We start from the raw sequence: 25,708 nt of genomic DNA on the forward strand, positions 1-25,708 counted from the left end.
CAAGGGCAATAGCCGCGCGGTATTGCGGGCATCCTCCAGCGCCCGGTGCTGTTGCCCGCAAAAATGCATGCCGGCCAGTTGCAGGGCACCGTTGAGGCCCGTCGGGCGCTGCAGGTGACGAGCCTTGGCGAAGCGCTGCTTGAGGTTGATATGCGGCAGGTTGCGCAACAGACTGTCGAGTTGATGTTGCTGCCATTCCTGCAGCAATTGCTGGCGGTCGTAATCACCCCAGCTGACCCAGGCCTGCAACTGCCCGCGATGGTGCCCCAGCCAGCGTTCGAAACGCGCCCATACCTCGGGAAATGGCGCTGCGCTGTCCACATTGGCCTGGCTGATGTGTGTCAGTTCGCGGCAGAACGGCGTCAATTGCGGCCGCCGCCGGGGCCGCACGAAGCGCTGGAAGTGGTCTACTTCGCGGCCTTCACGGGTCACCAGGCTGGCGCCGATTTCAATGATTTCCATCTCCGTCACCGGCCAGCCACCGTCATCGGTGGTAGCTTCCAGGTCGATCACCAACCAGTGGCCCATACCAGGCTCCCTCGCCATACATGCCAAAGCAGCGTAGCCAATGTCGGGCGTCACGGCATCCCCTGGCAAAATGCCCTCACTTTGGCATAACCAGCAGTTGTGCCTTGCCAGGAAAACGCCTAGCTTAGGCGCATCCAGGTATGAACCGTGATGAGTGTCCGTCTTGACTCCAGCGCCCGGCCTGAAGGCTTTGACCACCCTGTTGATGCTGGCCGCGGTATGGCTGGCGGCACCGGTCTGGGCTGCCGACGCCATCGAGGTAAAGGTCGGCGCTGCGCATTTTCCGCCTTATACGGTTCGCCCCGAGCAGGGTGCCGACACCGGGCTGCTGCCGCAACTGGTCGAAGCGTTGAACCGCCTGCAGCAAGATTATCGCTTCGTGCTGGTGCCCACATCGATTCAGCGGCGCTTTGGCGATTTCCAGCAAGGCCGCACCGACATGGCCATCTTCGAAAACCCGCAGTGGGGCTGGCAACGGATACCGCACCAGGCGGTGGACATGGGCCTGGAAGATGCCGAGGTGTTCGTCGCCAAACGGGCCGATGGCCGGGACCAGCACTATTTCGATGACCTCGCCGGCAAACGGCTGGCGCTGTTCAACGGCTACCACTATGCATTCGCCCGTTTCAACCCGGACCCCAACTACCTGCGCAAGGCCTACAACGCCACGCTGACCTATTCGCACGACAGCAACCTGCTGATGGTGCAGGCCGGCCGAGCCGACATCGCCCTGGTGACGCGCTCGTACCTCAGTGATTTCCTGGCGCGCAACCCGGCCGGTCACGACCAGTTGATGGCCTCCACGCGCATCGACCAGGTCTACCATCACTATGCTTTGCTGCGCCCCGGCGCGCCTATCAGCGACGAGCAATTGGCCGCGCTGCTGCGCCACCTGCGTGATACCGGCGAGCTGGCCCGCATCTTCCAGCCTTACCGGATCACCGTCCACGCTCCCCATGACTAAATTCCCCGATTGCAGTGACGTTTTCAGAAGTGAGCCTTTCTTTCATTTTCTGTGAGCCCTGACCATGCCGTTCGATGCCGCTTCGCAACCCTTGTCACAGCCTCGCTGGCGCAGCCTGAGCGCTGAAGAGGGCGATTGCTGGTTGAGCCTGACCCTGGAGGGCCGCCCGCTGATCCAGGTGCGCCTGGCGCCAGCCGCTACCCTGGCGGTGCATGTTGAACGCCTGTGCCCCGAACGCCCACAGCAGGCCCTGTGGGCCGCCTGTTATTGGTTGTTGTCGCGTGACACAGCCTGCCAGCGCCTTGCCTGGCACCTGCCGCAGTCTGTACCTGAGGCCCTCGCCAGCGGCCTGCTGCTCAGCACGCAACAGCCAGGCGTATACCTGTGCGAGCGTTCCATGTTCTGGCAATTGCCACAGCCCTGGCTCGGCCAGCCGGACAGCGGCGCGTACCCGCAACAGATGCAGATCAACAATGGCAAACGCCACCCGCGCCGCGCACCCAAGCCCCGTGGCGAGGTGTATCGGCGCTTCGATGCGCGCCTGGGGAGTTGGGTGTCGCTGCGCACCCTGGAGCTCGAACAGGACCTGGAGCGCTTCAATCGCTGGCAGAACGATCCGCGTGTGGAGCAATTCTGGCAGGAGGGCGGGTCGTTGGAGCAGCACAGGGAATACCTGGCCAAGCTGGAAGCCGACCCGCACACCGTGACCTTGATCGGCTGCTTCGACGATCAGCCATTTGCCTACTTCGAGGCTTATTGGGCCAAGGAGGACCGCATCGCGCCGTTCTATCAAGTTGACGACTACGACCGCGGCATCCACATGCTGGTGGGTGAGCAGGCGCATCGCGGTCCGCACAAGGTCGCCAGCTGGCTGTCGGCGCTGGTGCACTACCTGTTTCTGGATGACCCACGCACCCAGCGGGTGGTGGCCGAGCCCCGTGCCGACAATGGCAAGATGATCGGCTACATGCACGACCAGTGCTTCCATTGCGACAAGGAGTTCGATTTTCCGCACAAGCGCGCAGCGTTGATGATCCTGGGGCGGGAGCGGTTTTTCGATCGCTGCAGGCTGGCTTAGGGGGGCGCTTCGAGCTGCAAGCTTCAAGCTGCAAGAGAAGGGCGCGTCGCCGCTGATTCATCTTGCAGCTTGCAGCTGCTTCAGGCCTGGCGGCTGGCGGTCTTGCGGCAATGAACCAGCGCATCACGGATCATGAAGTTGACCAGCGTGGGCGACACACCCAGCTCCTTGGCGATGTCTTTCTGCGGCACGCCGTGCAGGCGGTACATCTCGAAAGCGTAACGGGTGCGCTGGGGCAGCTCGTTGAGCGCCTCGGCAATGTGCTCAAGGGCCGCCAGGTTGATGTGCGTGGCCTCGGGCGAGGTGTTCTGGATGACCACGTTCAAACCTTCCTCTTCGCTGCCTGAGTACCTCAGCTCCATCGCCTGCTTGCGGTAATGGTCGATGGCCAGGTTGCGCACGATCTGGAACAGGTAGCTGAGCTGGGCCTTGAACGACGAGGTGATCTGGGGGGCGGCGCCGAGCCGGAAAAAAGCGTCCTGCACCACGTCTTCGGCCCGTGAGCGGCAGCCGGTGATGCGGGCTGCGATCTTGACCAGGATGCTGCGGTTGTCGACGAATGCCTGGAGTAATGGTGAATCGCACTTACTTGTGGATAGTTGTTCCGCCATGGAAATCACCTTGTCACAGAGGGGAATAGGAGCACCCCACTTGGGGAAGCTTCCTACGACGTGCGACAAACTATTCAGAATGATAATGATTGTCAAATACGAAAGTTAATGAGTATCTATTAGTTTCAGTTCTAAGCAGGCGATCGTGATGCGCGTCACTTTCCGTGCGCCTGGTCGCTGCGACTTCCCGGTAATTTCTTGCGTTGCCCATCCGTTCCCCTGTGTACATCCGGCCGCCGGACGCTGCCCGCCGAACCACGCGCGGCAGCCGGCCCGACTTACCCAGACACTGGCAGGAACACCCCATGATGGACGCCTTCGAACTCCCGCTCTCGCTGGTCCAGGCCCTGGCGCAACGTGCTGCGCACACCCCTGAGCGCATCGCCTTGCGCTTTTTGGCCGATGCGCCCGGCGAGCAGGCGGTGCTCAGCTATCGGGAACTGGACATGCGTGCACGCACCATCGCCGCAGCCTTGCAGGCCCGCGCCGCGTTCGGTGACCGCGCCGTGCTGCTGTTCCCCAGCGGGCCGGACTATGTGGCGGCGTTCTTCGGTTGCCTGTATGCCGGTGTCATCGCCGTACCGGCCTACCCGCCGGAGTCTTCGCGCCAGCATCACCAGGAGCGCCTGCTGTCGATCATCGACGACGCCGAGCCCCGCCTGCTGCTGACCGTGGCAGCGCTGCACGACAGCCTGCAGGGCCTGCAAGCACTCGCCGCAGACAGCGCCCCTGAGCTGCTGACAGTGGATGGCCTGGACCCGGCCCTGGCCAGTGACTGGCGCGAACCGGCGCTGGCCGGCGACGACATCGCCTTCCTCCAGTACACCTCCGGCTCCACCGCCCTGCCCAAGGGCGTGCAGGTCAGCCACGGCAACCTGGTGGCCAACGAGCAGTTGATCCGCCATGGGTTTGGCATCGACCTCAACCCCGACGATGTGATCGTCAGCTGGTTGCCGCTGTACCACGACATGGGCCTGATCGGCGGGCTGCTGCAGCCCATCTTCAGTGGCGTACCGTGTGTGCTGATGTCGCCAGGTTACTTTCTCGCACGGCCGCAGCGCTGGCTGCAGGCGATCAGCGAATACGGCGGCACCATCAGCGGCGGGCCGGACTTTGCCTACCGCCTGTGCAGCGAGCGGGTCAGTGAGGCGGCCCTGGCCAGCCTCGACCTGAGCCGCTGGCGTGTGGCCTATTCCGGCTCCGAGCCGATTCGCCAGGACAGCCTGGACACCTTCGCCGAGAAGTTCGCCCCCTGCGGTTTCACGCCCAGCAGCTTCTTTGCCAGTTATGGCCTGGCCGAGGCCACCTTGTTCGTCAGCGGCAGCCGCCGTGGCCAAGGCATCGGCGCGCTGGAACTCGACGGCGACGCCTTCGCCGCCAACCGCGCAGAAGCCGGCAAGGGCAGCGTGCTGATGAGCTGCGGCTACCCGCAGCCAGGGCATGCGGTCCGTATCGTCGAGCCACAGTGCCTGGACGTGCTGAGTGACAATCGGGTTGGCGAAATCTGTGCCGCTGGCCCCAGCATCGCTTCGGGCTACTGGCGCAACCCTGAGGCCAGCGCGCGGACCTTTGTCGAAATGGACGGCCAGACGTGGCTGCGCACCGGTGACCTGGGCTTCATGCGTGAAGGTGAAGTGTTCGTCACCGGGCGCCTGAAGGACATGCTGATCGTCCGTGGCCAGAACCTCTACCCGCAGGACCTGGAAAAAACCCTGGAACGTGAAGTCGATGTGCTGCGCAAGGGCCGTGTAGCGGTATTTGCCGTGGACGACCAGGGTGAAGAGGGGATCGGTGTTGCGGTGGAAATCAGCCGTAACGTGCAGAAGGCGTCCACCCCCGAGGCGCTGATCAAGACGCTGCGCCAGGTCGTCGCCGACGCCTGCCGGCAGGCGCCTGCCGTGGTCCTGTTGCTCAACCCGGGGGCCTTGCCCAAGACCTCCAGCGGCAAGCTGCAGCGATCGGCCTGCCGCCTGCGCATGGACGATGGCAGCCTGGACTGCTACGCACGCTTCCCGACGCCCGTCGAAACCGGTGAAACTGCCGCTGCCGGCGACGGCCTGCAGGCACGTATCGCGGCCCTCTGGTGCGAGGTGCTCAAGGCCGAATCAGTCGCCGCCGATGATCACTTCCTGCTGCTGGGCGGCAACTCCATCGCTGCCACCCAGGTGACTGCGCGTCTGGCCGATGAACTGGGTATCGCGCTGGGCCTGCGCACCCTGTTCGAAGCACCGACCCTGGCGCAGTACAGCGCTGCCGTGGCGGCAATCCTCGCCCAGGGGGGTGGCGAAACGGCGACCATTGCCCGCCTTGACCGTGGGCAGGCCCTGCCGCAGTCGTTGGCGCAAAACCGCCTTTGGCTGCTGTGGCAGCTGGCGCCGCAGTCGGCGGCCTACAACATACCTGCCGGCCTGCACCTGCGCGGCGAGCTGGACGAAGCTGCGCTGGATGCCGCATTCCAGGCGCTGGTGGCGCGCCACGAATCGTTGCGCACCGTGTTCAGCGAAGAACACGGCCAGGCGCTGCAGCGCATCCTGCCCCGGCAGGCGTTCACCCTGCTGCACCTGGACCTGCAAGGGCTGCCAGCCACCGACGTGGCCGAGCGCCGCGAAGCCGAAGCACAGCTACCGTTCGACCTGGGCCAGGGCCCGTTGCTGCGCGTGACCCTGGTGCGGCTGGGTGACGAAGACCATCAGCTGTGGGTGACCTTGCATCACATCGTCGCCGATGGCTGGTCGCTGAACATCCTGCTCGACGAATTCGCCAAACTGTATGCCGCCCGTTGCCAGGGCCTTGAGGCTTCGCTGGCGCCTTTACCATTGGGTTACGCCGACTATGGCAACTGGCAGCGCCAATGGCTGGCTGAAGGCGAAAGCACGCGCCAGCTTGAATACTGGAAAGCCCGGCTGGGCGATGCGCTACCGGTGCTCGACCTGCACCCGGACCGGCCGCGTTCCAGCCAGCAGGCAAACCGTGCGGCACGCTTGAACGTCAAAGTACCGGCCAAGCTGAGCGAAGCCCTCAAGGGCCTGGCCCGCGAACATCAGGCCAGCTTGTTCATGGTGCTGCTGGCAGCCTGGCAGGGCCTGCTGCACCGCTACACCGGCCAGCACGACATCCGTGTCGGTGTACCCAATGCCAACCGCCCGCGCCAGGAAACCCAGGGCATGGTCGGTTTCTTCATCAACACCCAGGTGCTGCGAGCGCAGCTCGATGGCCGCCAGCCGTTCGCGCAACTGCTGGCTCAGGTAAGGCAGGCGACCCTCGATGCCCAGGCCCACCAGGACCTGCCGTTCGAGCAACTGCTCGAAGCGTTGCCCGACGCCCGTGAGCAGGGCCTGTTTCAGGTCATGTTCAACCACCAGCAGCGCGACCTCTCGGCCCTGCGCGGCCTGCCGGGCTTGCTGGCAGAAGAGTTGCCGTGGCACAGCCGCGAAGCCAAGTTCGACCTGCAGTTGCACAGCGAGGAAGACCACTTGGGCCGCCTGAGCCTGGCCTTCGACTACGCCGCCGAGCTGTTTGCCGAAGATACCGTCACCCGCCTGGCACAGCACCTGCTGGCGCTGCTCGAGCAAGTGTGCGCGGACTCGCAACTGGCCCTGGGCGACGTCGCTTTGCTGGATGAGCAAGCCCGCCAACAATTGCTGGCCTGGGGCCAGGCGCCGGCGCCGGCACTGCAGCGCCTGGTGGTCGAGCAACTCAATGAACAGGCGCGCCAGACCCCTGAGCGCAGGGCGCTGGTTTGGGAAGGTGGCAGCCTGGATTACGCCGAACTGCACCAACAAGCCAACCGCCTGGCCCATTACCTGCGCGACAAAGGCGTCGGCCCCGACTGCTGCGTGGCCATCGCCGTGGAGCGCTCGCCGCAACTGCTGGTCGGTCTGCTGGCGATCCTCAAGGCGGGCGGTGCCTATGTGCCGCTTGATGTCGACTACCCGGCCGAACGCCTGGCCTACATGCTGCGCGATTGCCAGGCCAGCCTGCTACTGAGCAACAGCGGCATGCTGGCCAACCTGCCGCAAGTCGATGGCGTCAGTGCCATTGCCCTCGATCAGCTGCACCTGGACAGTTGGCCAAGCCACGCGCCTGGCCTGCACCTGCACGGCGACAACCTGGCCTATGTGATCTACACCTCCGGTTCCACCGGCCAGCCCAAAGGCGTGGGCAACACCCATGCAGCTTTGGCCGAACGCCTGCAGTGGATGCAGGCCACTTATGCGCTGGATGCGGGCGATGTGCTGATGCAGAAGGCGCCGATCAGTTTCGACGTGTCGGTCTGGGAGTGCTTCTGGCCTTTGATCACCGGCTGCAAGCTGGTGCTGGCCGGCCCCGGCGAGCACCGTGACCCGCAGCGCATCGCCGCGCTGGTGCAGCAGCACGGGGTCACCACGCTGCACTTCGTGCCGCCTTTGCTGCAGGTGTTCGTGCAAGAGCCGCTGGCCGCTGGCTGCAGCAGCTTGCGCCGGCTGTTCTGCGGTGGCGAGGCGTTGTCGGCGAGCTTGCGCGACCGCGTGCTGCAACGGCTGCCGCAGGTCCAACTGCACAACCGCTATGGTCCGACCGAAACCGCCATCAACGTCACCCATTGGCACTGCCAGGCTGAAGACGGCGAACGCTCGCCCATTGGCCGGCCGTTGGGCAACGTGATCTGCCGTGTGCTCGACGGTGAACTGCAACTGGCCGCACCGGGCGTGCCAGGCGAGCTGTACCTGGGAGGCGCGGGGCTTGCCCGCGGCTACCTCGGCCGCCCTGGCCTGACCGCCGAACGCTTCGTGCCGCAGGCCGATGGCAATGGCGAGCGCCTGTACCGCAGTGGCGACCGTGCCCGCTGGCAGGTACAGGCCCAGGCTCTGGAATACCTCGGCCGCCTGGACCAACAGGTGAAAGTGCGAGGTTTTCGCGTCGAGCCCGAAGAAGTCCAAGCCTGCCTGCTTGCTCAGCCGGGTGTCGAGCAAGCGCTGGTGCTGATCCATCAGGACGCCGTGGGCGCGCAGCTGGTCGGCTACTACAGCGGCCCGGGGCAAGCCGAGGCATTGCTCGCCAGCCTGGCCGAACGCCTGCCTGCCTACATGGTGCCAGCGCAACTGATCGCGCTTGAACACATGCCGCTGGGGCCCAGTGGCAAGGTCGATCGCAAGGCGCTGCCGGCACCGGTCTGGCAGCAGCGCGAACATGTCGCGCCGCAGACAGCGTTGCAGCAGCAGGTTGCGGCCATCTGGTGCGAGGTGCTGAACCTGCCGCGCATCGGCTTGCACGACGATTTCTTCGCCCTTGGCGGGCACTCGCTGCTGGCCACCCAGATCGTCTCGCGCACCCGCCAGGCCTGCGATGTCGAGCTGCCCTTGAAGGTGCTGTTCGAAGCAAGCGAGCTGGGCGCCTTCTGCGCCGAGATCGCCCGCATCCGCGAAGCCGGCGAACGCAACCTGCAGGGCGAGATCACCCGCGTCGACCGCCGCCAGGCTGTGCCGCTGTCGTATTCGCAACAACGCATGTGGTTCCTCTGGCAGATGGAGCCGGACAGCCCGGCCTACAACGTCGGCGGCATGGCGCGCCTGCGCGGCACGCTGCATGTGGATGCGTTCGAGCGCGCACTGCAGGGGTTGATCGTGCGCCATGAAACCTTGCGCACCACGTTCCCTAGCATTGACGGTGTGCCCTACCAGTGCGTGGCCGGCGAAGGCGCCGTACACCTGGACTGGCAGGATTTCAGCACCTTGCCAGCAGCCCTGCGCGAGCAGCGCCTGCAGCAACTGGCCGACGCCCAGGCGCACCAGCCGTTCGACCTGGAGCGTGGCCCGCTGCTGCGTGCCTGCCTGGTCAAGGCCGCGGAGCGCGAGCACTATTTCGTGCTCACGCTGCACCATATCGTCACCGAAGGCTGGGCCATGGACATCTTCGCCCGCGAACTGGGCGAGCTGTACGAAGCGTTCGTCGATGAACGCGAGTCGCCACTGACGCCGTTGCCGGTGCAGTACCTGGACTACAGCGTCTGGCAGCGGCAGTGGCTGGAAAGCGGCGAAGGGGCGCGCCAACTGGCCTACTGGAAAGCCCGCCTGGGCGACGAGCACCCGGTCCTGGCCCTGCCGGCTGACCGGCCACGCCCGGCCGTGCAGAGCCACCGTGGCGAGCTGTACCGCTTCGAGCTGGACCCGGCGCTGGTTGCCCGCGTGCAGGCCTTCAACAGCCAGCGCGGGCTGACCTTGTTCATGACCATGACCGCCACCCTGGCCGCCTTGCTGCACCGCTACAGCGGCCAGCGCGACCTGCGCATCGGTGCGCCGGTGGCCAACCGTATCCGCCCCGAAAGCGAAGGGCTGATCGGCGCCTTCCTCAACACCCAGGTGCTGCGCTGCGAGGTGGACGGGCAGATGACCGTAGCCGCCTTGCTCGACCAGGTGCGCCGGGCCGCCATCGAAGGCCAGTCGCACCAGGACCTGCCATTCGAGCAACTGGTAGAAGCCCTGCAGCCCCCGCGCAGCAGAGCCTACAACCCGCTGTTCCAGGTGATGTGCAACGTGCAGCGCTGGGCCTTCCAGCAAAGCCGTGAGCTGGCAGGCATGCAGGTGGATTACCTGGTCAACGATGCCAGCGCCACCAAGTTCGATCTGTACCTGGAGGTGACCGACCTAGATGGCCGTCTCGGTTGCTGCCTGACCTACAGCCGCGACCTGTTCGATGAACCGCGGATCGCGCGCATGGCCGAGCATTGGCAACAGTTGCTGGTCGGCTTGCTGGACAACCCGCATCAGCGTCTGTGCGAGCTGCCGATGCTGGCCGGGGCCGAACAGCAGGTATTGCTCGACCAGTTGCAGGGTGAGCATGATCTCGCCCCTGAGCAGACCCTTCACGGCCTGTTCGCCGCCCAGGCTGCGCGCACGCCACAAGCCGGCGCGCTGACCTTCGCCGGCCGGCACCTGAGCTATGCCGAGCTCGACCAGCAGGCCAACCGCCTGGCCCGTGCCCTGCGCGAGCGGGGTGTCGGCCCGCAGGTGCGCGTGGGCCTGGCGCTGGAGCGTTCGCTGGAGATGGTCGTCGGCTTGCTGGCCATCCTCAAGGCCGGCGGCGCGTACGTGCCGCTCGACCCGGAATACCCGCTCGACCGCCTGCGTTACATGATCGAGGACAGCCGCATCGGCCTGCTGCTGAGCCAGCGCGCGCTGCTCGAAACCCTTGGCGAACTGCCCGACGGCGTAGCGCGCTGGAGCCTGGAGGACGACGCCGCAGGTTTGTCCGCCTACAGCGATGCACCCTTGGCCAACCTCAACCTGCCGCAGCACCAGGCCTACCTGATCTACACCTCGGGGTCCACCGGCAAACCCAAGGGTGTGGTGGTCAGCCACGGCGAAATCGCCATGCATTGCCAGGCGGTGATCAAGGCCTTCGGCATGCGCAGCGACGACTGCGAACTGCACTTCTATTCGATCAACTTCGACGCGGCCAGCGAGCGCCTGCTGGTGCCGCTGCTGTGCGGCGCCCGCGTGGTGCTGCGTGCCCAGGGGCAATGGGGCGCCGAAGACATCTGCCAACTGGTACGCGAGCAAAAGGTCAGCATTCTCGGTTTCACCCCAAGCTACGGCAGCCAGCTGGCCCAGTACCTGGCCGGGGAGGGCGAGCAACTGCCGGTACGCCTGGTGATCACCGGCGGCGAGGCGCTGACCGGCGAGCACCTGACGCGTATCCGTCAGGCCTTCGCCCCCCAGCAGTTCTTCAACGCCTACGGCCCGACCGAGACGGTGGTCATGCCCCTGGCTTGTCTTGCCCCTGACACCTTGCCCACCGATGCCGGCAGCGTGCCGATCGGCCGGGTGATCGGTGCCCGCAGTGCCTATATCCTCGATGACGATCTGGCGTTGCTGCCACAAGGCGGCATCGGCGAGTTGTACATCGGCGGGGTAGGGCTTGCCCAGGGCTATCACGACCGCCCTGGCTTGAGCGCCGAGCGTTTTGTCGCCGACCCGTTCAGCCATGACGGTGGGCGCCTGTACCGCACCGGTGACCTGGTGCGCCTGCGCGCCGACGGCCTGGTGGAGTATGTCGGGCGTGCCGACCAGCAGGTGAAGATCCGCGGCTTCCGTATCGAGCTTGGCGAAATCGAGAGCTGTCTGCAGGCGCATGCCGATATCGAAGAGGCTGTGGTGCTGGCTCACGACTTGCCCGGCGGCAAACAGCTGGTCGGTTACCTGGTGTGCAAGCAGGCCAGCGCTGACAGTGAGGTCCAGGCCCGGTTGCGCGAAGCGGTCAAGGCGCACGCCCGTCAGCACCTGCCCGATTACATGGTGCCGACGCACCTGGTACTGCTGGGCAGCCTGCCGCTGATGGGCAACGGCAAGCTGGACCGCCGTGCCTTGCCGCTGCCAGACCTGGAACAGGCCCGCGAACAGTACCAGGCACCTGCGAACGCGCTTGAGGAGCAACTGGCGCAGATCTGGCGCGAGGTGCTCAACATCTCCCGCGTTGGCGTGCAGGACAACTTCTTTGAACTGGGCGGTGATTCGATCCTGTCCATCCAGGTGGTCAGCCGGGCCCGTCAGCTTGGCCTGCAGTTCACCCCGCGCGACCTGTTCCAGCACCAGACCATCCAGACACTGGCCGCCGTGGCCAGCCGCAGCGAGGTGGCGAACAGCATCGAGCAGGGCCAGCGCCAGGGCCGCAGCGGCCTGACGCCGATTCAGCACTGGTTCTTCGACAGTGAGGTGGCCCAACCGCAACACTGGAACCAGGCCGTCTTGCTTCAGGCGCGCGTGCCGCTGGACAGCGCCCTGCTGGAGCGGGCCCTGGCCACCCTGGTGGCACACCACGACAGCCTGCGCCTGCGGTTTACCCAGGCAGATGGCCGCTGGCAGGGCGAATACGCCGCATCGCCTGGCGAGCAACTGCTATGGACTGCCACGGTGGCCGATTTCAATTCCTGTCAGGCGCTGTACACCGACGTACAACGCAGCCTGGATCTGGAGCAGGGGCCATTGCTGCGGGCCTTGCTGGTCAGCGACGGGCAGGGCGCCCAGCGGCTGTTGCTGGCGATCCATCACCTGGTGGTCGATGGAGTGTCCTGGCGCGTGCTGCTCGAAGACCTGCAGGCGCTGTACCGTGGTCAGCCGCTGGCGGCCAAGACCCACGCCATGGCCGACTGGGCTGCGCGCCTGGCAAGCTACGCCGGCAGCGATTCGCTGCGCGATGAGCTCGGCTGGTGGCAAGACCAGCTGGGGGATGTGCGCCATGAGCTGCCATGCGATCACCCGCAGGGCGGCAACCTGCAGCGGCACGCCAATACCCTGGCCATCGCCCTGGATGTGGAGCAGACCCGTCAGTTGTTGCAGCAGGCCCCCGCGGCGTACCACACCCAGGTCAACGACCTGCTGCTGACTGCCCTGGCGCGTAGCCTGTGCCGCTGGACCGGTGACGACGAGGTGCTGGTGCAGCTAGAAGGCCATGGCCGTGACGGGCTGTTCGAAGACATGGACCTGACCCGCAGCGTGGGCTGGTTCACCAGTGCCTACCCGCTGCGCCTGAACCCTCAGGCGGGTGAGGACGACAGCGCCCGCGCCACCTCGATCAAACGCATCAAGGAACAGCTGCGCCAGGTGCCGCACAAAGGCCAGGGCTACGGCGTGCTGCGTTACCTGGCTGATGACGCCGGGCGCGAAAGCATGGCCGCGCTGCCGCAAGCACGCATCACCTTCAACTACCTCGGCCAGTTCGACCAGCAGTTCGACAGCGCGGCGCTGTTCCAGCCGCTGGATGCCCCTGCGGGCCTGGCCCACGACCTCGACGCGCCACTGCCGAACTGGCTGAGCGTCGACGGCCAGGTCTATGGCGGTGCCTTGCAGTTGCGCTGGACTTATAGCCGCGAACGTTTCGACGAGCAGACCATTGCGCGCCTGGCCGAGGCTTATCGCCACGAACTGCTTGCCCTGGTCGGCCACTGCCTGGCCCAGGGTACGGGCAGCTTCACGCCTTCGGACTTCCCACTGGCGCACCTGACCCAGGAACAGATCGACGCGCTGCCGGTTCCGGCTGCCGAAATCGAAGACGTCTACCCGCTGACCCCAATGCAGGAGGGCCTGCTGCTGCATACCCTGCTGGAGCCGGGTACCGGCATCTACTACATGCAGGACCGTTACCGCATCAACAGCGCCCTCGACCCGCAGCGCTTCGCCCAGGCCTGGCAGGCGGTGGTGGCCCGCCACGAGGCACTGCGGGCATCGTTCAGCTGGAATGCCGGCGAAGCGATGCTGCAGATCATTCACAAACCGGGTAACACCCCTGTCGACTATCAGGACTGGCGCGGCCTTGACGACGAGGCCCAGGAACAACGCCTGCAAGCGCTGCACAAGCAAGAGCGCGAGGCTGGCTTCGAGCTGCTGCGCCAGGCGCCGTTCCACCTGCGGCTGGTACGCGTGGACGATGAGCGTTACTGGTTCATGATGAGCAACCACCACATCCTCATCGATGCCTGGTGCCGCTCGTTGTTGATGAACGACTTCTTCGAGCTCTACCAGGCCCTCGGCGAAGGCCGCCAGGCCCAGCTGCCGATGCCGCCACGCTATCGCGACTACATCGGCTGGCTGCAACGCCAGGACCTGGGCGAAGCACGAGCCTGGTGGCAGGCCAACCTGGCTGGCTTCGAGCGCGCCACGGCGATCCCAAGCGACCGCCCGCTGCGTCATGACCATGCCGGTGACGGCATGCTGGTCGGTGACTGCTACACCCGCCTGGAGGTGAGTGATGGCGTGCGCCTGCGCGAACTGGCCCAGGCTCATCAACTGACCATCAACACCTTCGCCCAGGCGGCCTGGGCCCTGGTGCTTGCCCGCTACAGCGGTGAGCGCGACGTCGCCTTTGGCGTGACCGTTGCCGGGCGGCCGGTGAGCATGCCGCAGATGCAGCGCACCGTCGGCCTGTTCATCAACAGCATCGCCCTGCGTGTGCAATTGCCCGAACCGGGCCAGCGCTGCAGCGTGCGCCAGTGGCTGCAAGGCCTGCTGGAGCGCAACATGGAGCTGCGCGAGTACGAATACCTGCCGTTGGTGACGATCCAGGAGTGCAGCGAACTGCCCAAAGGCCAGCCGCTGTTCAACAGCTTGTTCGTGTTCGAGAACGCCCCGGTGGAAACCGCGGTGCTCGACCACGCCCAGCACCTCAACGCCAGCTCGGACTCGGGCCGTACTCACACCAATTTCCCGTTGACGGCGGTGTGCTACCCGGGCGACGACCTTGGCCTGCACCTGTCGTTCGACCAGCGCTACTTCGACCATTCAACCGTCGAGCGCTTGCTGGCCGAGTTCAAGCGCCTGTTGCTGGCGTTGGTGCAAGGTTTCGACGGGCAGGTCAGCGAGCTGCCGTTGCTGGGTGAGGCAGAGGAACGCTTCCTGCTTCAGGCGTGCAACCGCACCGAACGGGCCTATGCCCTGGAGCAGAGCTACGTCGCGCAATTCGAGGCACAGGTTGCAGCGCATCCCGGGCGCACGGTGGCCCGTTGCATGGAGGCGAGCTATGACTATGCCGGCTTGAACCTGGCAGCCAACCGCCTGGGCCATGCGCTGGTCGCTGCGGGTGCAGGCATCGATCAGCCGGTCGCGCTGCTGGCCGAGCGTGGCCTGCCACTGCTGGGCATGATCGTCGGCAGCTTCAAGGCAGGTGCCGGTTACCTGCCGTTGGACCCTGGCCTGCCGTCGGCGCGCCTGCAGCGTATCGTCGAGCTCAGCCGCACGCCGGTGCTGGTGTGCAGCGCAGCCTGTGCCGAGCAGGCGCGCCTGTTGCTGGACGAACTGGCCGGCGTGGCGCGGCCGCGGCTGTTGATATGGGAGGAGGTGCAATCGAGCAACATCGCCAGCCACAACCCGGGTATCCACAGTGGGCCGGACAACCTCGCCTACGTGATCTACACCTCAGGCTCCACTGGCCTGCCCAAAGGCGTGATGGTCGAGCAGCGCGGCATGCTCAACAACCAGCTGAGCAAGGTGCCGTACCTGGCGCTGAGCGAGCAGGATGTGATTGCCCAGACCGCCTCGCAGAGCTTCGATATCTCGGTCTGGCAGTTCCTTGCCGCGCCATTGTTCGGCGCCAGGGTCGAGATCGTGCCAAACGCCATCGCCCACGATCCGCAGGGCCTGCTGACGCATGTTCAGGCCACCGGCATCACGGTGCTGGAGAGCGTGCCCTCGCTGATCCAGGGCATGCTGGCCAACGATCATCAGGCGCTGGGTGGCCTGCGCTGGATGCTGCCGACCGGCGAAGCCATGCCGCCGGAGCTGGCCGCGCAATGGCTGCAGCGCTACCCGGGCATCGGCCTGGTCAACGCCTACGGCCCGGCGGAGTGCTCCGATGACGTGGCGTTCTTCCGCGTCGACCTGGCCTCGACCCGTGGCAGCTACCTGCCGATCGGCACGCCAACCGACAACAACCGCCTGTACCTGTACGGCGAGGACCAGGCCTTGGTACCGCTGGGCGCGGTGGGCGAGCTGTGCGTAGCTGGTACCGGCGTGGGCCGGGGCTATGTCGGCGACCCGGTGCGTACCGCTCTGGCCTTCATCCCCCACCCGCATGGTGCGCCGGGCGAGCGCCTGTACCGCACTGGTGACCTGGCACGGCAGCGCCCGGATGGCGTGTTCGAATATGTCGGTCGTATCGACCACCAGGTGAAGATCCGCGGTTACCGGATCGAACTGGGTGAAATCGAAGCCCGCCTGCACGAGCAGGCCGAAATCCGCGACGCCGCCGTGGGTGTACAGGACGGTGTCAACGGCAAGCACCTGGTCGGATACCTGGTGGCTCATCAGGGCGTCACCGCCGATGCCGCGCTGCTTGAGCAGGTCAAGCAATGCTTGCGTGCTGATTTGCCGGAATACATGGTGCCGCTGCACTGGGGCTGGTTCGACAGCCTGCCGCACAACGCCAACGGCAAGCTCGACCGCAAGGCTTTGCCGGCCATCGACATCGGCGGCCAGCATGGCCTGGCCTACCTGGCGCCACGCGACGAGCTGGAAGAGGTGCTCGCCGGTATCTGGGCCGACGTGCTGAAGGCCGAGCGGGTAGGGGTGCACGACAACTTCTTCGAGCTGGGCGGGCATTCGCTTCTGGCAACGCAGATTGCCTCGCGGGTGCAGAAACAGTTGCAGCTGAACGTCCCGCTGCGGGCGATGTTCGAGTGCAGTACGGTTGAGGAGCTGGCGGAGTATGTGCGTGGGCTGCAGGGCAGCGCGCTGGATGAGGGCAAGGTGGATCGGTTGAGTGATCTGATGGCGGAGCTGGAGGGGTTGTGACAGCCACAGCTTAGCCTGTAACGGCCTCTTCCCGGGCTACCCCGCTCCCACAGGTTTTGCGTTGTATCACATACAGCGGCGAGCCTGTGGGAGTCGATTTACCCGCAAAGAGGTGGCTGCGGTCACCCAGTATTCGATACGTTTCGGGAGGTTTTCTTCATTGTTTTGAATGGTGGCGTTGATGATCGTGTAGCCAATGAGTTGAGTGCACAATAATAGAGTGATGTTTGTCCTCTGGCATGGCCGAGGCGGGGAGGTCCGGTGCTTTAGGTTGTTGTTTGGGGGTGGTTCAAAGTTAAGTATTTCATAGTTGTAGGTTCTTATTGTTTTCATTTCGTCTCTGGGATGCAATTCAAGTGCTGTGACTGAAGCCAGCCAGGCTGCAGAGTAAGCCTGCGTCAAGAGTTGCTGTAGGGTTGGCAAATGTCAACCTGTGTTAATCCGGCCCTGAGCGAGCGAAACTGATGCGGCGGTTTATTGGGGTTTTTAAATGTAAGAATAATGCTTAGGTGTTTTCCTACAGAGGCTAAGTAGGATGGGTGGATCTTGTCGTTTATTGAGGTGTTCTGGCAGGTTTTCTTGAGGTGGTGTAGTACTTTTCGCTTTTATTCTTTGAATTGATTGCAATGCGTTTATAGCGTTTTTTTGTGATTAGTGTTTCGTGATGTTTTCGGCGGGCAACTCAATAGCCGGGTGGAAGGGGACCTGCTTTGTCCCCCTTCTTTCAGGGAGGGGTATTGTTGCGCTTGCGAGATCGAGCCGCGCCCGCGCGGCGCTCGATCTCAGGAGCACCGAGAACCCGAAATCTGCAACATTTAACGCTTGCCGAGAATTTTCCCCAACAACTCCGGCCGCGGTGCCCCTTGCTGGCTCTGCAGGTTGCCCTGCTCATCCTGATAGAAGATCGCCGGGGTGGCCTGCAGGCCCATTTCTTCCATCAAGGCCAGGTTCGCCGCCAGTTTCTGCTGCACCGCCTCTGGCACCTTGTCCAGCGCTTTCAGCGTACTGGCCTTGCCTGCTTTCTCATGCTGTTCCAGCGCTTTGGCCGGGTCCTTGGCGGCCAGCAGTGCCGCCGACTTGCCTGGGCTGTCCTCGCGGATGATGCCGACCATGATATGGCGCAGCTGCACCTTGCCCGACTCTACCCATGGCCGTGCCTGCTGCCAGAACATGTTGCAGTATGGGCAGTTCGGGTCACTGAACAGGTATACCTTGCGCGGTGCATCGGCTTTGCCGTCAGCGATCCAGCTGGTTTTTTCCAGCTTCGCCCAGATGGCCTTGGACATGGGCCCGTACACCAGCTTTTCCAGGGGGGCGGCACTCAGGTCCTGGCCCTGTTCGTCAAACAGGCTGCCGACCAGTACATGCTTGCCATCGGGTGTGAGGTACAGGGCGATGCCGTTGTTCTGGTACTCGGCGGCGTAACCGCGCAGGCCATCGGGGGCATCGAAGCTGCCTTTGATCACGGCGCCCTTGGCTTGCAGTTGCTCGATTGCCTTGGGCAGGGTTTCGGCATGCGCCAGCGGGGTGGCCAGCAGGGCCAGGGACAGGGGCAGCAGTGCAGTCAGTCGCATGTCATTTTCCTTGTGCGGCAGGGGCGGGCGCAGCGGCCCGTTCGAAAGGTTCCAGGGCATGGCGCAGGCTGGCCCGGGACAGCTCGCCCAGGTGGCTGCCGATCAGCCGCCCGTTGGCGTCGTAGAACAGGGTGGTGGGCAGGGCCATCGAACCTACCCGCTGGGCCAGGATGCCGGTGCCGTCGAACAGCACATGGGTCAGGCTCAGGCCGGTGGTGGCGAGGAAGGTGCTGACGTTTTCCGGCGTCTCGCCCTGGTTGACGAACAGGAACGTCACGTGAGGGTACTCACCCTGGGCGTGTTGCAGCACCGGCATTTCCCGTCGGCACGGCGGGCACCAGGTCGCCCAGATGTTGATCACCAGCGGCTTGCCGCGGTAGCTGTGCAGCGCAACCGATTGCCCGCTGGCATTGCGCAGGCTCAGCTCTGGCAGCTCGGTGCCCTTGCTGTACAGATGGCTGCCAAGGCTGGCCAGGCCCCAGAACAGCGCGCCACTGAACAGTGCCCAGCCCAGCGGGCGGCGCAGCCCGGGGTGGCGCCAGCCTTGCCAGAGGCTGGCGAGCACGACACCGATCAGCCCCGACCAGAGCAGGAAACCACCGTCGCGGATGTCGATCACCTGCACCAGGTCATCGCGGTACATTGGCCAGTAAACCAGCACGAAACCCAGCCGAGCGCACAGCAGGCCGATCAGGAACAGGTTGAACAGCGCCGACTCCGGGCTTTCGCCGCCACGCCGGGCGACCCACCAGCCGACCACACTGGCGATGCCCAGGGCGGCGAGCATCAACAGATGATTGAGGGCCATGGTCAGGGGCCCCAAGGTTACAGTCAGCATCAACCTTGGCTCCTGGTCTGGGTCCAATGTTGCAGGAATGCGGCCGCATCCACCTCGCCGGTGATGCGCCGTGCGCGGCGTTCCTCGCCTTCCGGGCCGAGCCAGATGATGCTGGGTGGGCCGGGTACCTGGTAGCGCTGCAGCAGCGCGCGGCTGGCGGGGGCATCGGCTGTCACGTCCAGGCGCAGCAGGTGCACGCCGGCCAGGCTGGCTTGCACATCGTCACGGGCAAACACCTGCTTTTCCATGACTTTGCACGATACGCACCAGTCGGCGTAGTAATCGACCATCACCCATTGGCCACGGGCTTTGGCCGCATCGAGCTCACGTTGCAGGTCCTCCGGGCGGCTGACGGTGACAAACGCATCTTCGGCGTGCTGAGTGGCCGAAGGTGCGGGGCCACCGGCAAACGGGCGCAACGGCTGCCAGAGGTCATCGCCACCGGCGGCAGCGCCTATCAGCAGCAGCCCACCCCACAATGCGCCCAGCAGCGGTACGGCGCGCAAGGCAGGCAAGCGCTGCAGGGCCGGCCACGCGGCCCAGCCCAGTGCAATCAGCCACGCGCCGCTCAAGGCCAGCAGCAGCGGTGCGGCGAGCAGGCTGCGTACGGTGTACAGGGCCATGGCCAGGAACACGAAGCCGAACACCCCCTTTACTCGCTCCATCCAGGCGCCCGGGCGCGGCAGGTAGCGGTTGCCCAAGGTCACCAGCAACAGCAGTGGCACACCCATGCCCAGGCCAAGGCTGAACAGCACCAGCGCGCCTTGCAGCACATCGCCACTCTGCGCGATGTAAAGCAGGGCGCCGGCCAGCGGGGCGGTCATGCACGGCCCGAGCAGCAGGCCGGACAGTGCTCCCAATAGCGCCGCACCGTAGAGGTTGCCGCCCCGGGTGCTCTGCCCGGCACGGTCCAGGCGATCACGCAGGGCGGCTGGCAATTGCAATTCGAAAGCGCCGAACATCGGCAGGGCAAGTAACACGAACAGCGCCGCCAGGCTGCCCAACAGCCAAGGCTGCTGCAGCCAGGCTTGCAGGCTGGCGCCAAGCAGCGCGGCGACCACGCCGAGCCCTGCATACACCAGCGCCATGCTCAGCACGTAGACCCCGGCCAGCACCCAGCCACGTCGTGCGCTGGCGCCGTTGCCCATGACCAGGCCGGCGAGGATCGGCAGCATGGGCAGCGAGCAAGGGGTGAACGCCAGCAGCAGGCCGAGGCCGAAGAACGCCAGCAGGCTCCAGCCAAGGCTGGCGCTTTGCAGGCCGCTGGCCAGGGCTTGGTCGCTGGCCTGGTCAGTGGCAGGCGCGGCGCTGCCGCCCAGGTCGATGACAGTGGTTTGCGGCGGGTAGCACAGGCCGGCGTCGGCGCAGCCCTGCCAGCCCAGGCGCAACTGGCCTTGGGCGTTGGCGGGCAGCAGCAGTTCGAGTTGGTCGCGGTACACCGCGCTGTCGCCGAAGAATTCATCGTGATGGTTGAGGGCCGGCGGCAGTTGCGGGTGCTGCTCGACGGGCAGGCCGTCGAATTTCAGGCGCTTCTGGTAGAGGTAGTAACCCTGTTTGATCTGGAAATAAAGGCGCATCTGGCCGTCGGCCTGGCGGTCGTGGGTCAGGACGAACGCCTGGTTCACCGGCAGGAAGTCGGGCTTTACGTCGAACGGGTTGGCCTGCAGCGGGCCGGCCATAAGGAATGTTAGGAAGAGCAGGAGGACGCGCATGTCTTCGCCTTGGCAGATTTGAACGGGGCCATGCTGGCCTGAGCCGATTAACCCAAGGTTAACCTGTGGCCACGTTCGTGCGAGCTGAGCATGGACATACCGCGACATACTGTCTGCTTGACTTTGCCAAAACCTACTTGAGTGCTGTAAAGTTGACGTGAAAGTCAGTTTTTGTGAGCGCCCTATGTCGGCGCTCACCTCCTTCCGCGTTTCCAGCACAAGAATCAAAAGATGGGCAGGCAGCGGCCTGCCCAGAGGATCAAGCATGTCCAACCGTGATATTTCCCGGCGCTCCTTCCTGCAAGGTGGCCTGATCGCCGGTGTCGGCGTGAGCATGGCGCCGCTCGGCAGCCAGGCCTTCGCCGCACTGATGGAAGATCGTGTCACCACCTCGCCGCAGAAGTGGATGAACCACGACGGCAAGGCGCGTTTCCGTAACGACGCGTTGTCCAAGGTGTGCGGCAACAAAGTCTTTGCCCGCGACATCCGCGCCAAGGACATGCCCGGCTGGCCCGAGCAGCAAGGGCACGCCATGTTGCTCAAGACCACCAAGGCCGACCGTATCTACGCCGGTTACGACCTTGAGTGGCTCGGCGCCGGGTTGCAGCCAGACCGCATCGTCACCTCCGCTGACCTGGAAAAGGACGGCATTGCCTGGCCCGAAGCCCATTCGCCCGACCCGCTGTTGCCACCTGGCAAGGTGCCGATGTTCATTGGCCACCCGGTGGCGATCCTGATCTGGAACGACTTCGAGCGCTTCCGCCAGGCCAAGCGCAAGCTGCAGTTCAATGACAAGGCGATCCGCTACGGGGCCCAGGCCCCGCTGTATCAGCGCGACCCCTATGGCAGCTTCCGCTTCGTTCGCGTTGGCGGTGCCACGCCGTTCGACGACGATGAGTTCTCCAGCCTGAAGAACGCCATGCTGTTCCCCACCATTCTCAACCGTAAGCCGGTGTGGTCCAAGCAGCCCAACCAGCACGGCGACCTCACCGAGCAGGGCCTGTTCTACGCCAAACGCATCGGCGAGCAACTGGACAACCCGCCCGAAGACTGGCTGGTGTTCGATGAGCGCTACAAGACGCCTTCCATCGAGCCGGCGGCGCTTGAGCCCGACAACGGCAATGGCTGGTTCGACGCCGGCACCGGCACGCTGCACTTCGTGGTCGCCACCCAGTGCCCGTTCGAAGTGGCGCAGGACTGCGTGCACATGATCAAGCCGTCGCGCTTCGCCCTCAAACACCTCAACATGCACCCGGGTTACACCGTGGGCTATGGCTCCAAAGACAACAACATCTTCGTGTTCTATGCCGCGGTTGCCGCGCTGTATGGCGCTGGTGTGCCGGTCCGCCTGGCCAACGACCGCTATGAGCAGTTCCAGAGCGGCATCAAGCGTCATGCCTTCGACATCCGCTATCAACTGGCCGTGGACAAGAAGGACAACAGCTTCAGGATCTTCCGCGCCGACATGAGCTGTGACGGCGGTGGCCGCATCAACTACAGCCCGTCGGTGGCCGCAGTCGGGGCCACGGCGGCGCAGTCTATCTACTACATGCCGCAGAACGACCTGTCCGTCACCGCCTACCACTCGCGGGGCGTCGAGGCAGGGTCCATGCGTGGCTACGGTACCCTGCAGACCATGGCGGCCACCGAAATGATGGTCGACGAGGTCGCCCAACGCCTGGGTGTCGATGCCATCGACCTGCGTCGGGCCAATGCGCTGAAGTCAGGCATGAAGAACACCCAGGGCGCAGTGCCTGCCGGCGCCCTGCGCCTGCACGAGATCCTCGACAAGGCTGCTGCCCACGACTGGTGGCGCAACCGTGACGCGCGCAAGCGACAGATGGACGCCAAGGACCCGGACCACTGGTACGGCGTGGGCTTTGCCATTTGCCAGAAGGATTTCGGCACCGGTTCCGAAGCGCCGATGGCCAGCGTCGAGTTCACTGCCGATGGCCGCATCAGCCTGCGCCACATCGGCACCGAACTGGGCACCGGCATGTCCACTTCCCAGGCCCTGGTGGTCAGCGACTTCCTCGGCCGCTCGGCCGACGAGGTGAAGACCGCAGTGACCGAGTGGCCTGAACTGCAACTGGCCACCAGCGGCAACCCGTACCTGATCAGCCAGGCCGAGCAGGATGCGGCGCTGCGCAACCCGCGCTGGGTCGGCAAACTGGCATCGCCATCGTCGGCGACCAACTCGGCGTTCTATTTCAGCCACGCCACCCGCGAAGCGGCGCGCGTGCTGTTCAATCATGGCCTCTGGCCGGCGGCCATGGCCCTGTGGCGCCAAGGCCCGTTCGGTGGGCAGGCCAACCCCTTGGTGGTGCGCCGCGAGAACGCGGTGTGGGTCAATGGTGAGCTGACTGGCAACGGGCTGGCGCCCATTCCCTTCGCCCAGCTTGCGAAGAAAGCCCACGAAATGGGCCTGGTCACCGGCGTCAGCGTTCACGGTTTCAACCGTTGGAGCTGGGCAGAAGCCGACTTCGTCATCGACGGCGTGCGCGAGCGTTTCCCGCTCGATGCCGTGGCCGTTAAATACGGCGACGGTGCGCCAAACGCCAAGAAAGCGCAGATGAGCAGCAACGGCTACCACTTGCTCGACCGGCAGAACGCCGCCTACCCGGCCACCCAGTTGAACAACGCCATGGTCACTTACTACAGCCCGGTGGCCACTATCGTCGAAGTGAAAGTGAACAAGGGCACCCATGAAGTCCAGGTGCTCAACCATCACAGCTGGGTCGAGTGCGGCCGGGTGTTGGTACCGGAGCTGGTCAAGGGCCAGCTCGAAGGCGGCATCGCCATGGGCATTGGCCATGCGCTGACCGAAGAGATGCCACTTCATGAGGGTGGCCCGGGGGAGGGCGACTGGAACTTCAACCGCTATCGCCTGCCGCATGCCAAGGACGTGGCCGTCTGGAAGCAGACGTCCGAGATCCTCCCACCGTTGTCGCCCACCGACCCGTCCAAGGGCATTGCCGAGGTGGTGATGATCCCGGTGGTCGGTGCCATCGGCAACGCCGTGGCCCATGCCATTGGCAAGCGTGTTCGCGATCTTCCGATTACTCCAGCCCGCATCAAGGAGGCCCTCAATGGCTAACCGTCCGCTTCAACTGACCCTCAATGGTCAACCTGTCGGTCCGGTCGAGGTCCCCGACGACCTGGCGATGATCGATTACCTGCACGAACACCAGAACCTCACCGGCTCGCGCCTGGGTTGCGGCCAGGGTATCTGCCATGCCTGCGTGGTGATCGTCGACAACCCCGATGGCACCAGTGAAGAAGTGCGCACCTGCATCACCGGTGCCCACTACTTCGCCGGCAAGAAGGTCCGTACCATCGAGAGCCATGCCAAGCAGGACGAGGCCGGCAACTTCACGCTGAACCCGATCCAGCAGAAGTTCGTCGACCTGTTCGCCTTCCAGTGCAGCTACTGTGCACCCGGCTTCGTCAACGCGGCGACCGTGCTGGTGGAAAGTGCCCAGCGCCAACCGGTGAAGAAGAGCGAACTTGAAGACCGCATCGAAGAGAGCCTGGGGCATCACATTTGCCGCTGCACCGGCTACGTACGCTACTACGATGCTACCCGCACGGTCCTCAACGACCTCGGCCTGGTCAAGGAGGGTTGAGCATGGCGTTCGTTCGTTCCGGTCTCACGCTGGCGCTGGGCCTTGCCGTCGCCATGGTTGCCCAGGCAGATGACCAGGCGCTGGTCAAACGTGGGGAATACCTGGCCCGTGCTGCCGACTGCATGGCCTGCCACACCGCCGAAGGCGGCGCGCCGTATGCCGGCGGCCTGCCGATCCACTCGCCGTTCGGGACCATCTATGGCACCAACATCACCCCGGACAAACAGTACGGCATCGGCAACTACACGGCCGACGAATTCTTTGCGGCTGTCACCGAGGGCAAACGCAAGGACGGCGCCAACCTGTACCCGGCCATGCCCTACACCTCGTACCACCTGATCTTGCGGGAAGACTCGGACGCGATCCTTGCATACCTGATGACCGTGCCGCCGATCAACCGCCCGGCACCGCAGACCAAGCTCAGCTTCCCGTTCAACGTGCGCATGGGCCTGTCGGGCTGGAACATGCTGTACGGCAAGAGCGTGCAGTTGCAGCCCACCGACGGCAAGAGTCCGGCATGGCAGCGCGGGCAGTACATGGTCGAAGTCATGGGCCACTGCGGCGAGTGCCATACCCCGCGTAACCCGATTGGTGCGCTGCAGCAGGATCAGCGCCTGACCGGCGGGCTGCTCAATGGCTACCTGGCACCGAGCCTGCTGGCCAAGGACCTCGCCGAGCGTGGCTGGACCCACCCCGACCTCACCACCTTCCTCAAACACGGCATCAGCGCCCAGGGCAGCATGTTCAACGAGATGTACCCGGTGGTGCACCACAGCACCCAGCATCTCAAGGACGCCGACCTGGCTGCCATGGCCACTTATCTGTTGGGTGAACAGCCACCGCCTGCCAAGGTCATACAGGAAGTCCCCCTGGACCAGCTCAGCGACAGCGCCAAGCGCGGCCGTCAGCAGTACCTCAACGTCTGCGCCGGCTGCCACGGTGTCGACGGCGAAGGCAAGCCGCATATCGCGGTGGCCATGCAGGGCAACACGGTGCTGCGTCAGGGGGACTCGCGCAACCTGGTCAAGGCCATCCTCGACGGTATCCGTGAGCAGCAATTCACAGGCTTCGAACGCATGCAGCCAATGCCAGGCTTTGCCGACAAACTCAGTGATGAGCAGGTCACGGATATGGTCAACTACCTGCGTCAGGCCTGGGGCGGATTGCCGGGTGATTTGAGCGTACAGCAGCTAGCTGAGCTGAAGGCGGAGTAATACGTGCAACATCTAGATCTGCAGGTCGTACACCAGGCGATGCAGTGGTCGGGCAACGGCCAGCGGGTCTGGTTGTGCACGGTGCTTGCCACTTACGGGTCGGCGCCTCGCGCACCGGGCTCGCTGCTGGCGGTGAACGAGGCAGGGCAGTGGGTGGGCTCGCTGTCGGGCGGCTGCGTCGAGGAAGACTTCCTTGAGCGCGTGGCCCTTGGCGAGTTTCCCGAGCCGGTCGCGATCGTGCGTTATGGCGATGGCAGCGACCGGCGCTCGAGCATTCGTCTGCCCTGTGGCGGGGTGCTGGAGG

General features: G+C 64.8%; 12 protein-coding genes. 7 read left to right on the plus strand and 5 right to left on the minus strand.

Going from position 1 to position 25,708, the window contains the following annotated elements:
* Nucleotides 1–528 (minus strand): exonuclease domain-containing protein (locus BLX42_RS16320; protein ID WP_161872171.1); only part of this gene is annotated, 528 nt, incomplete at its 3' end.
* A 163-nt stretch (nt 529–691) separates the two neighbouring features.
* Between BLX42_RS16320 and BLX42_RS16325 the strand changes: the two genes are divergently transcribed.
* Both BLX42_RS16325 and BLX42_RS16330 read left to right on the plus strand, forming a co-directional pair.
* On the plus strand, nt 692–1,492 hold the full coding sequence (locus BLX42_RS16325) for an ABC transporter substrate-binding protein (RefSeq protein ID WP_161872172.1): 801 nt from the start codon (nt 692–694) through the stop codon (nt 1,490–1,492).
* A 64-nt stretch (nt 1,493–1,556) separates the two neighbouring features.
* A complete protein-coding gene (locus BLX42_RS16330; protein ID WP_161872173.1) occupies nt 1,557–2,570 on the plus strand; it encodes a GNAT family N-acetyltransferase in 1,014 nt (337 codons plus the stop codon).
* Nucleotides 2,571–2,650: 80 nt separating this feature from the next.
* On the opposite strand, the gene BLX42_RS16335 is transcribed toward BLX42_RS16330, so the two are convergent.
* Nucleotides 2,651–3,181, minus strand: a complete 531-nt coding sequence (locus BLX42_RS16335; RefSeq protein ID WP_046785285.1) for an RNA polymerase factor sigma-70 — start codon at nt 3,179–3,181, stop codon at nt 2,651–2,653.
* Between the two features lie 305 nt (nt 3,182–3,486).
* Between BLX42_RS16335 and BLX42_RS16340 the strand changes: the two genes are divergently transcribed.
* The gene (locus BLX42_RS16340; protein ID WP_161872174.1) at nt 3,487–16,440 is read left to right on the plus strand and encodes a non-ribosomal peptide synthetase; all 12,954 of its coding nucleotides are present in this window, start codon (nt 3,487–3,489) and stop codon (nt 16,438–16,440) included.
* A gap of 815 nt (nt 16,441–17,255) precedes the next feature.
* On the opposite strand, the gene dsbG is transcribed toward BLX42_RS16340, so the two are convergent.
* Genes dsbG through dsbD form a run of 3 tightly spaced genes read right to left on the minus strand, consistent with a single transcriptional unit; the run spans nt 17,256 to nt 20,564 of the window.
* Complete coding sequence (gene dsbG / locus BLX42_RS16345) at nt 17,256–18,014, minus strand: thiol:disulfide interchange protein DsbG (protein ID WP_161872175.1); 759 nt, start codon at nt 18,012–18,014, stop codon at nt 17,256–17,258.
* A gap of 1 nt (nt 18,015) precedes the next feature.
* A complete protein-coding gene (locus BLX42_RS16350; protein ID WP_046785283.1) occupies nt 18,016–18,852 on the minus strand; it encodes a TlpA family protein disulfide reductase in 837 nt (278 codons plus the stop codon).
* Complete coding sequence (dsbD, locus tag BLX42_RS16355; RefSeq protein WP_161872176.1) at nt 18,852–20,564, minus strand: protein-disulfide reductase DsbD; 1,713 nt, start codon at nt 20,562–20,564, stop codon at nt 18,852–18,854. Before dsbD ends, BLX42_RS16350 begins: the two co-directional genes overlap by 1 nt.
* Before the next feature lie 265 nt (nt 20,565–20,829).
* On the opposite strand from dsbD, the gene BLX42_RS16360 reads away from it, so the two are divergent.
* The 4 genes from BLX42_RS16360 to BLX42_RS16375 form a co-directional block, all read left to right on the plus strand.
* Entirely contained in the window at nt 20,830–23,661 is a 2,832-nt protein-coding gene (locus BLX42_RS16360; protein ID WP_161872177.1) for a xanthine dehydrogenase family protein molybdopterin-binding subunit, read from the plus strand.
* Complete coding sequence (locus BLX42_RS16365) at nt 23,654–24,190, plus strand: (2Fe-2S)-binding protein (protein ID WP_046785280.1); 537 nt, start codon at nt 23,654–23,656, stop codon at nt 24,188–24,190. Before BLX42_RS16360 ends, BLX42_RS16365 begins: the two co-directional genes overlap by 8 nt.
* A 2-nt stretch (nt 24,191–24,192) precedes the next feature.
* Nucleotides 24,193–25,404 (plus strand): cytochrome c, encoded by a 1,212-nt coding sequence (locus tag BLX42_RS16370; RefSeq protein WP_046785279.1) that lies wholly within the window; start codon nt 24,193–24,195, stop codon nt 25,402–25,404.
* 3 nt (nt 25,405–25,407) lie between these two features.
* Nucleotides 25,408–25,708 (plus strand): XdhC family protein (locus BLX42_RS16375; RefSeq protein ID WP_306092925.1); only part of this gene is annotated, 301 nt, incomplete at its 3' end.

The sequence above is a fragment of the Pseudomonas sp. SG-MS2 genome (assembly GCF_009933855.1).
Lineage (GTDB): Bacteria > Pseudomonadota > Gammaproteobacteria > Pseudomonadales > Pseudomonadaceae > Aquipseudomonas > Aquipseudomonas putida_E.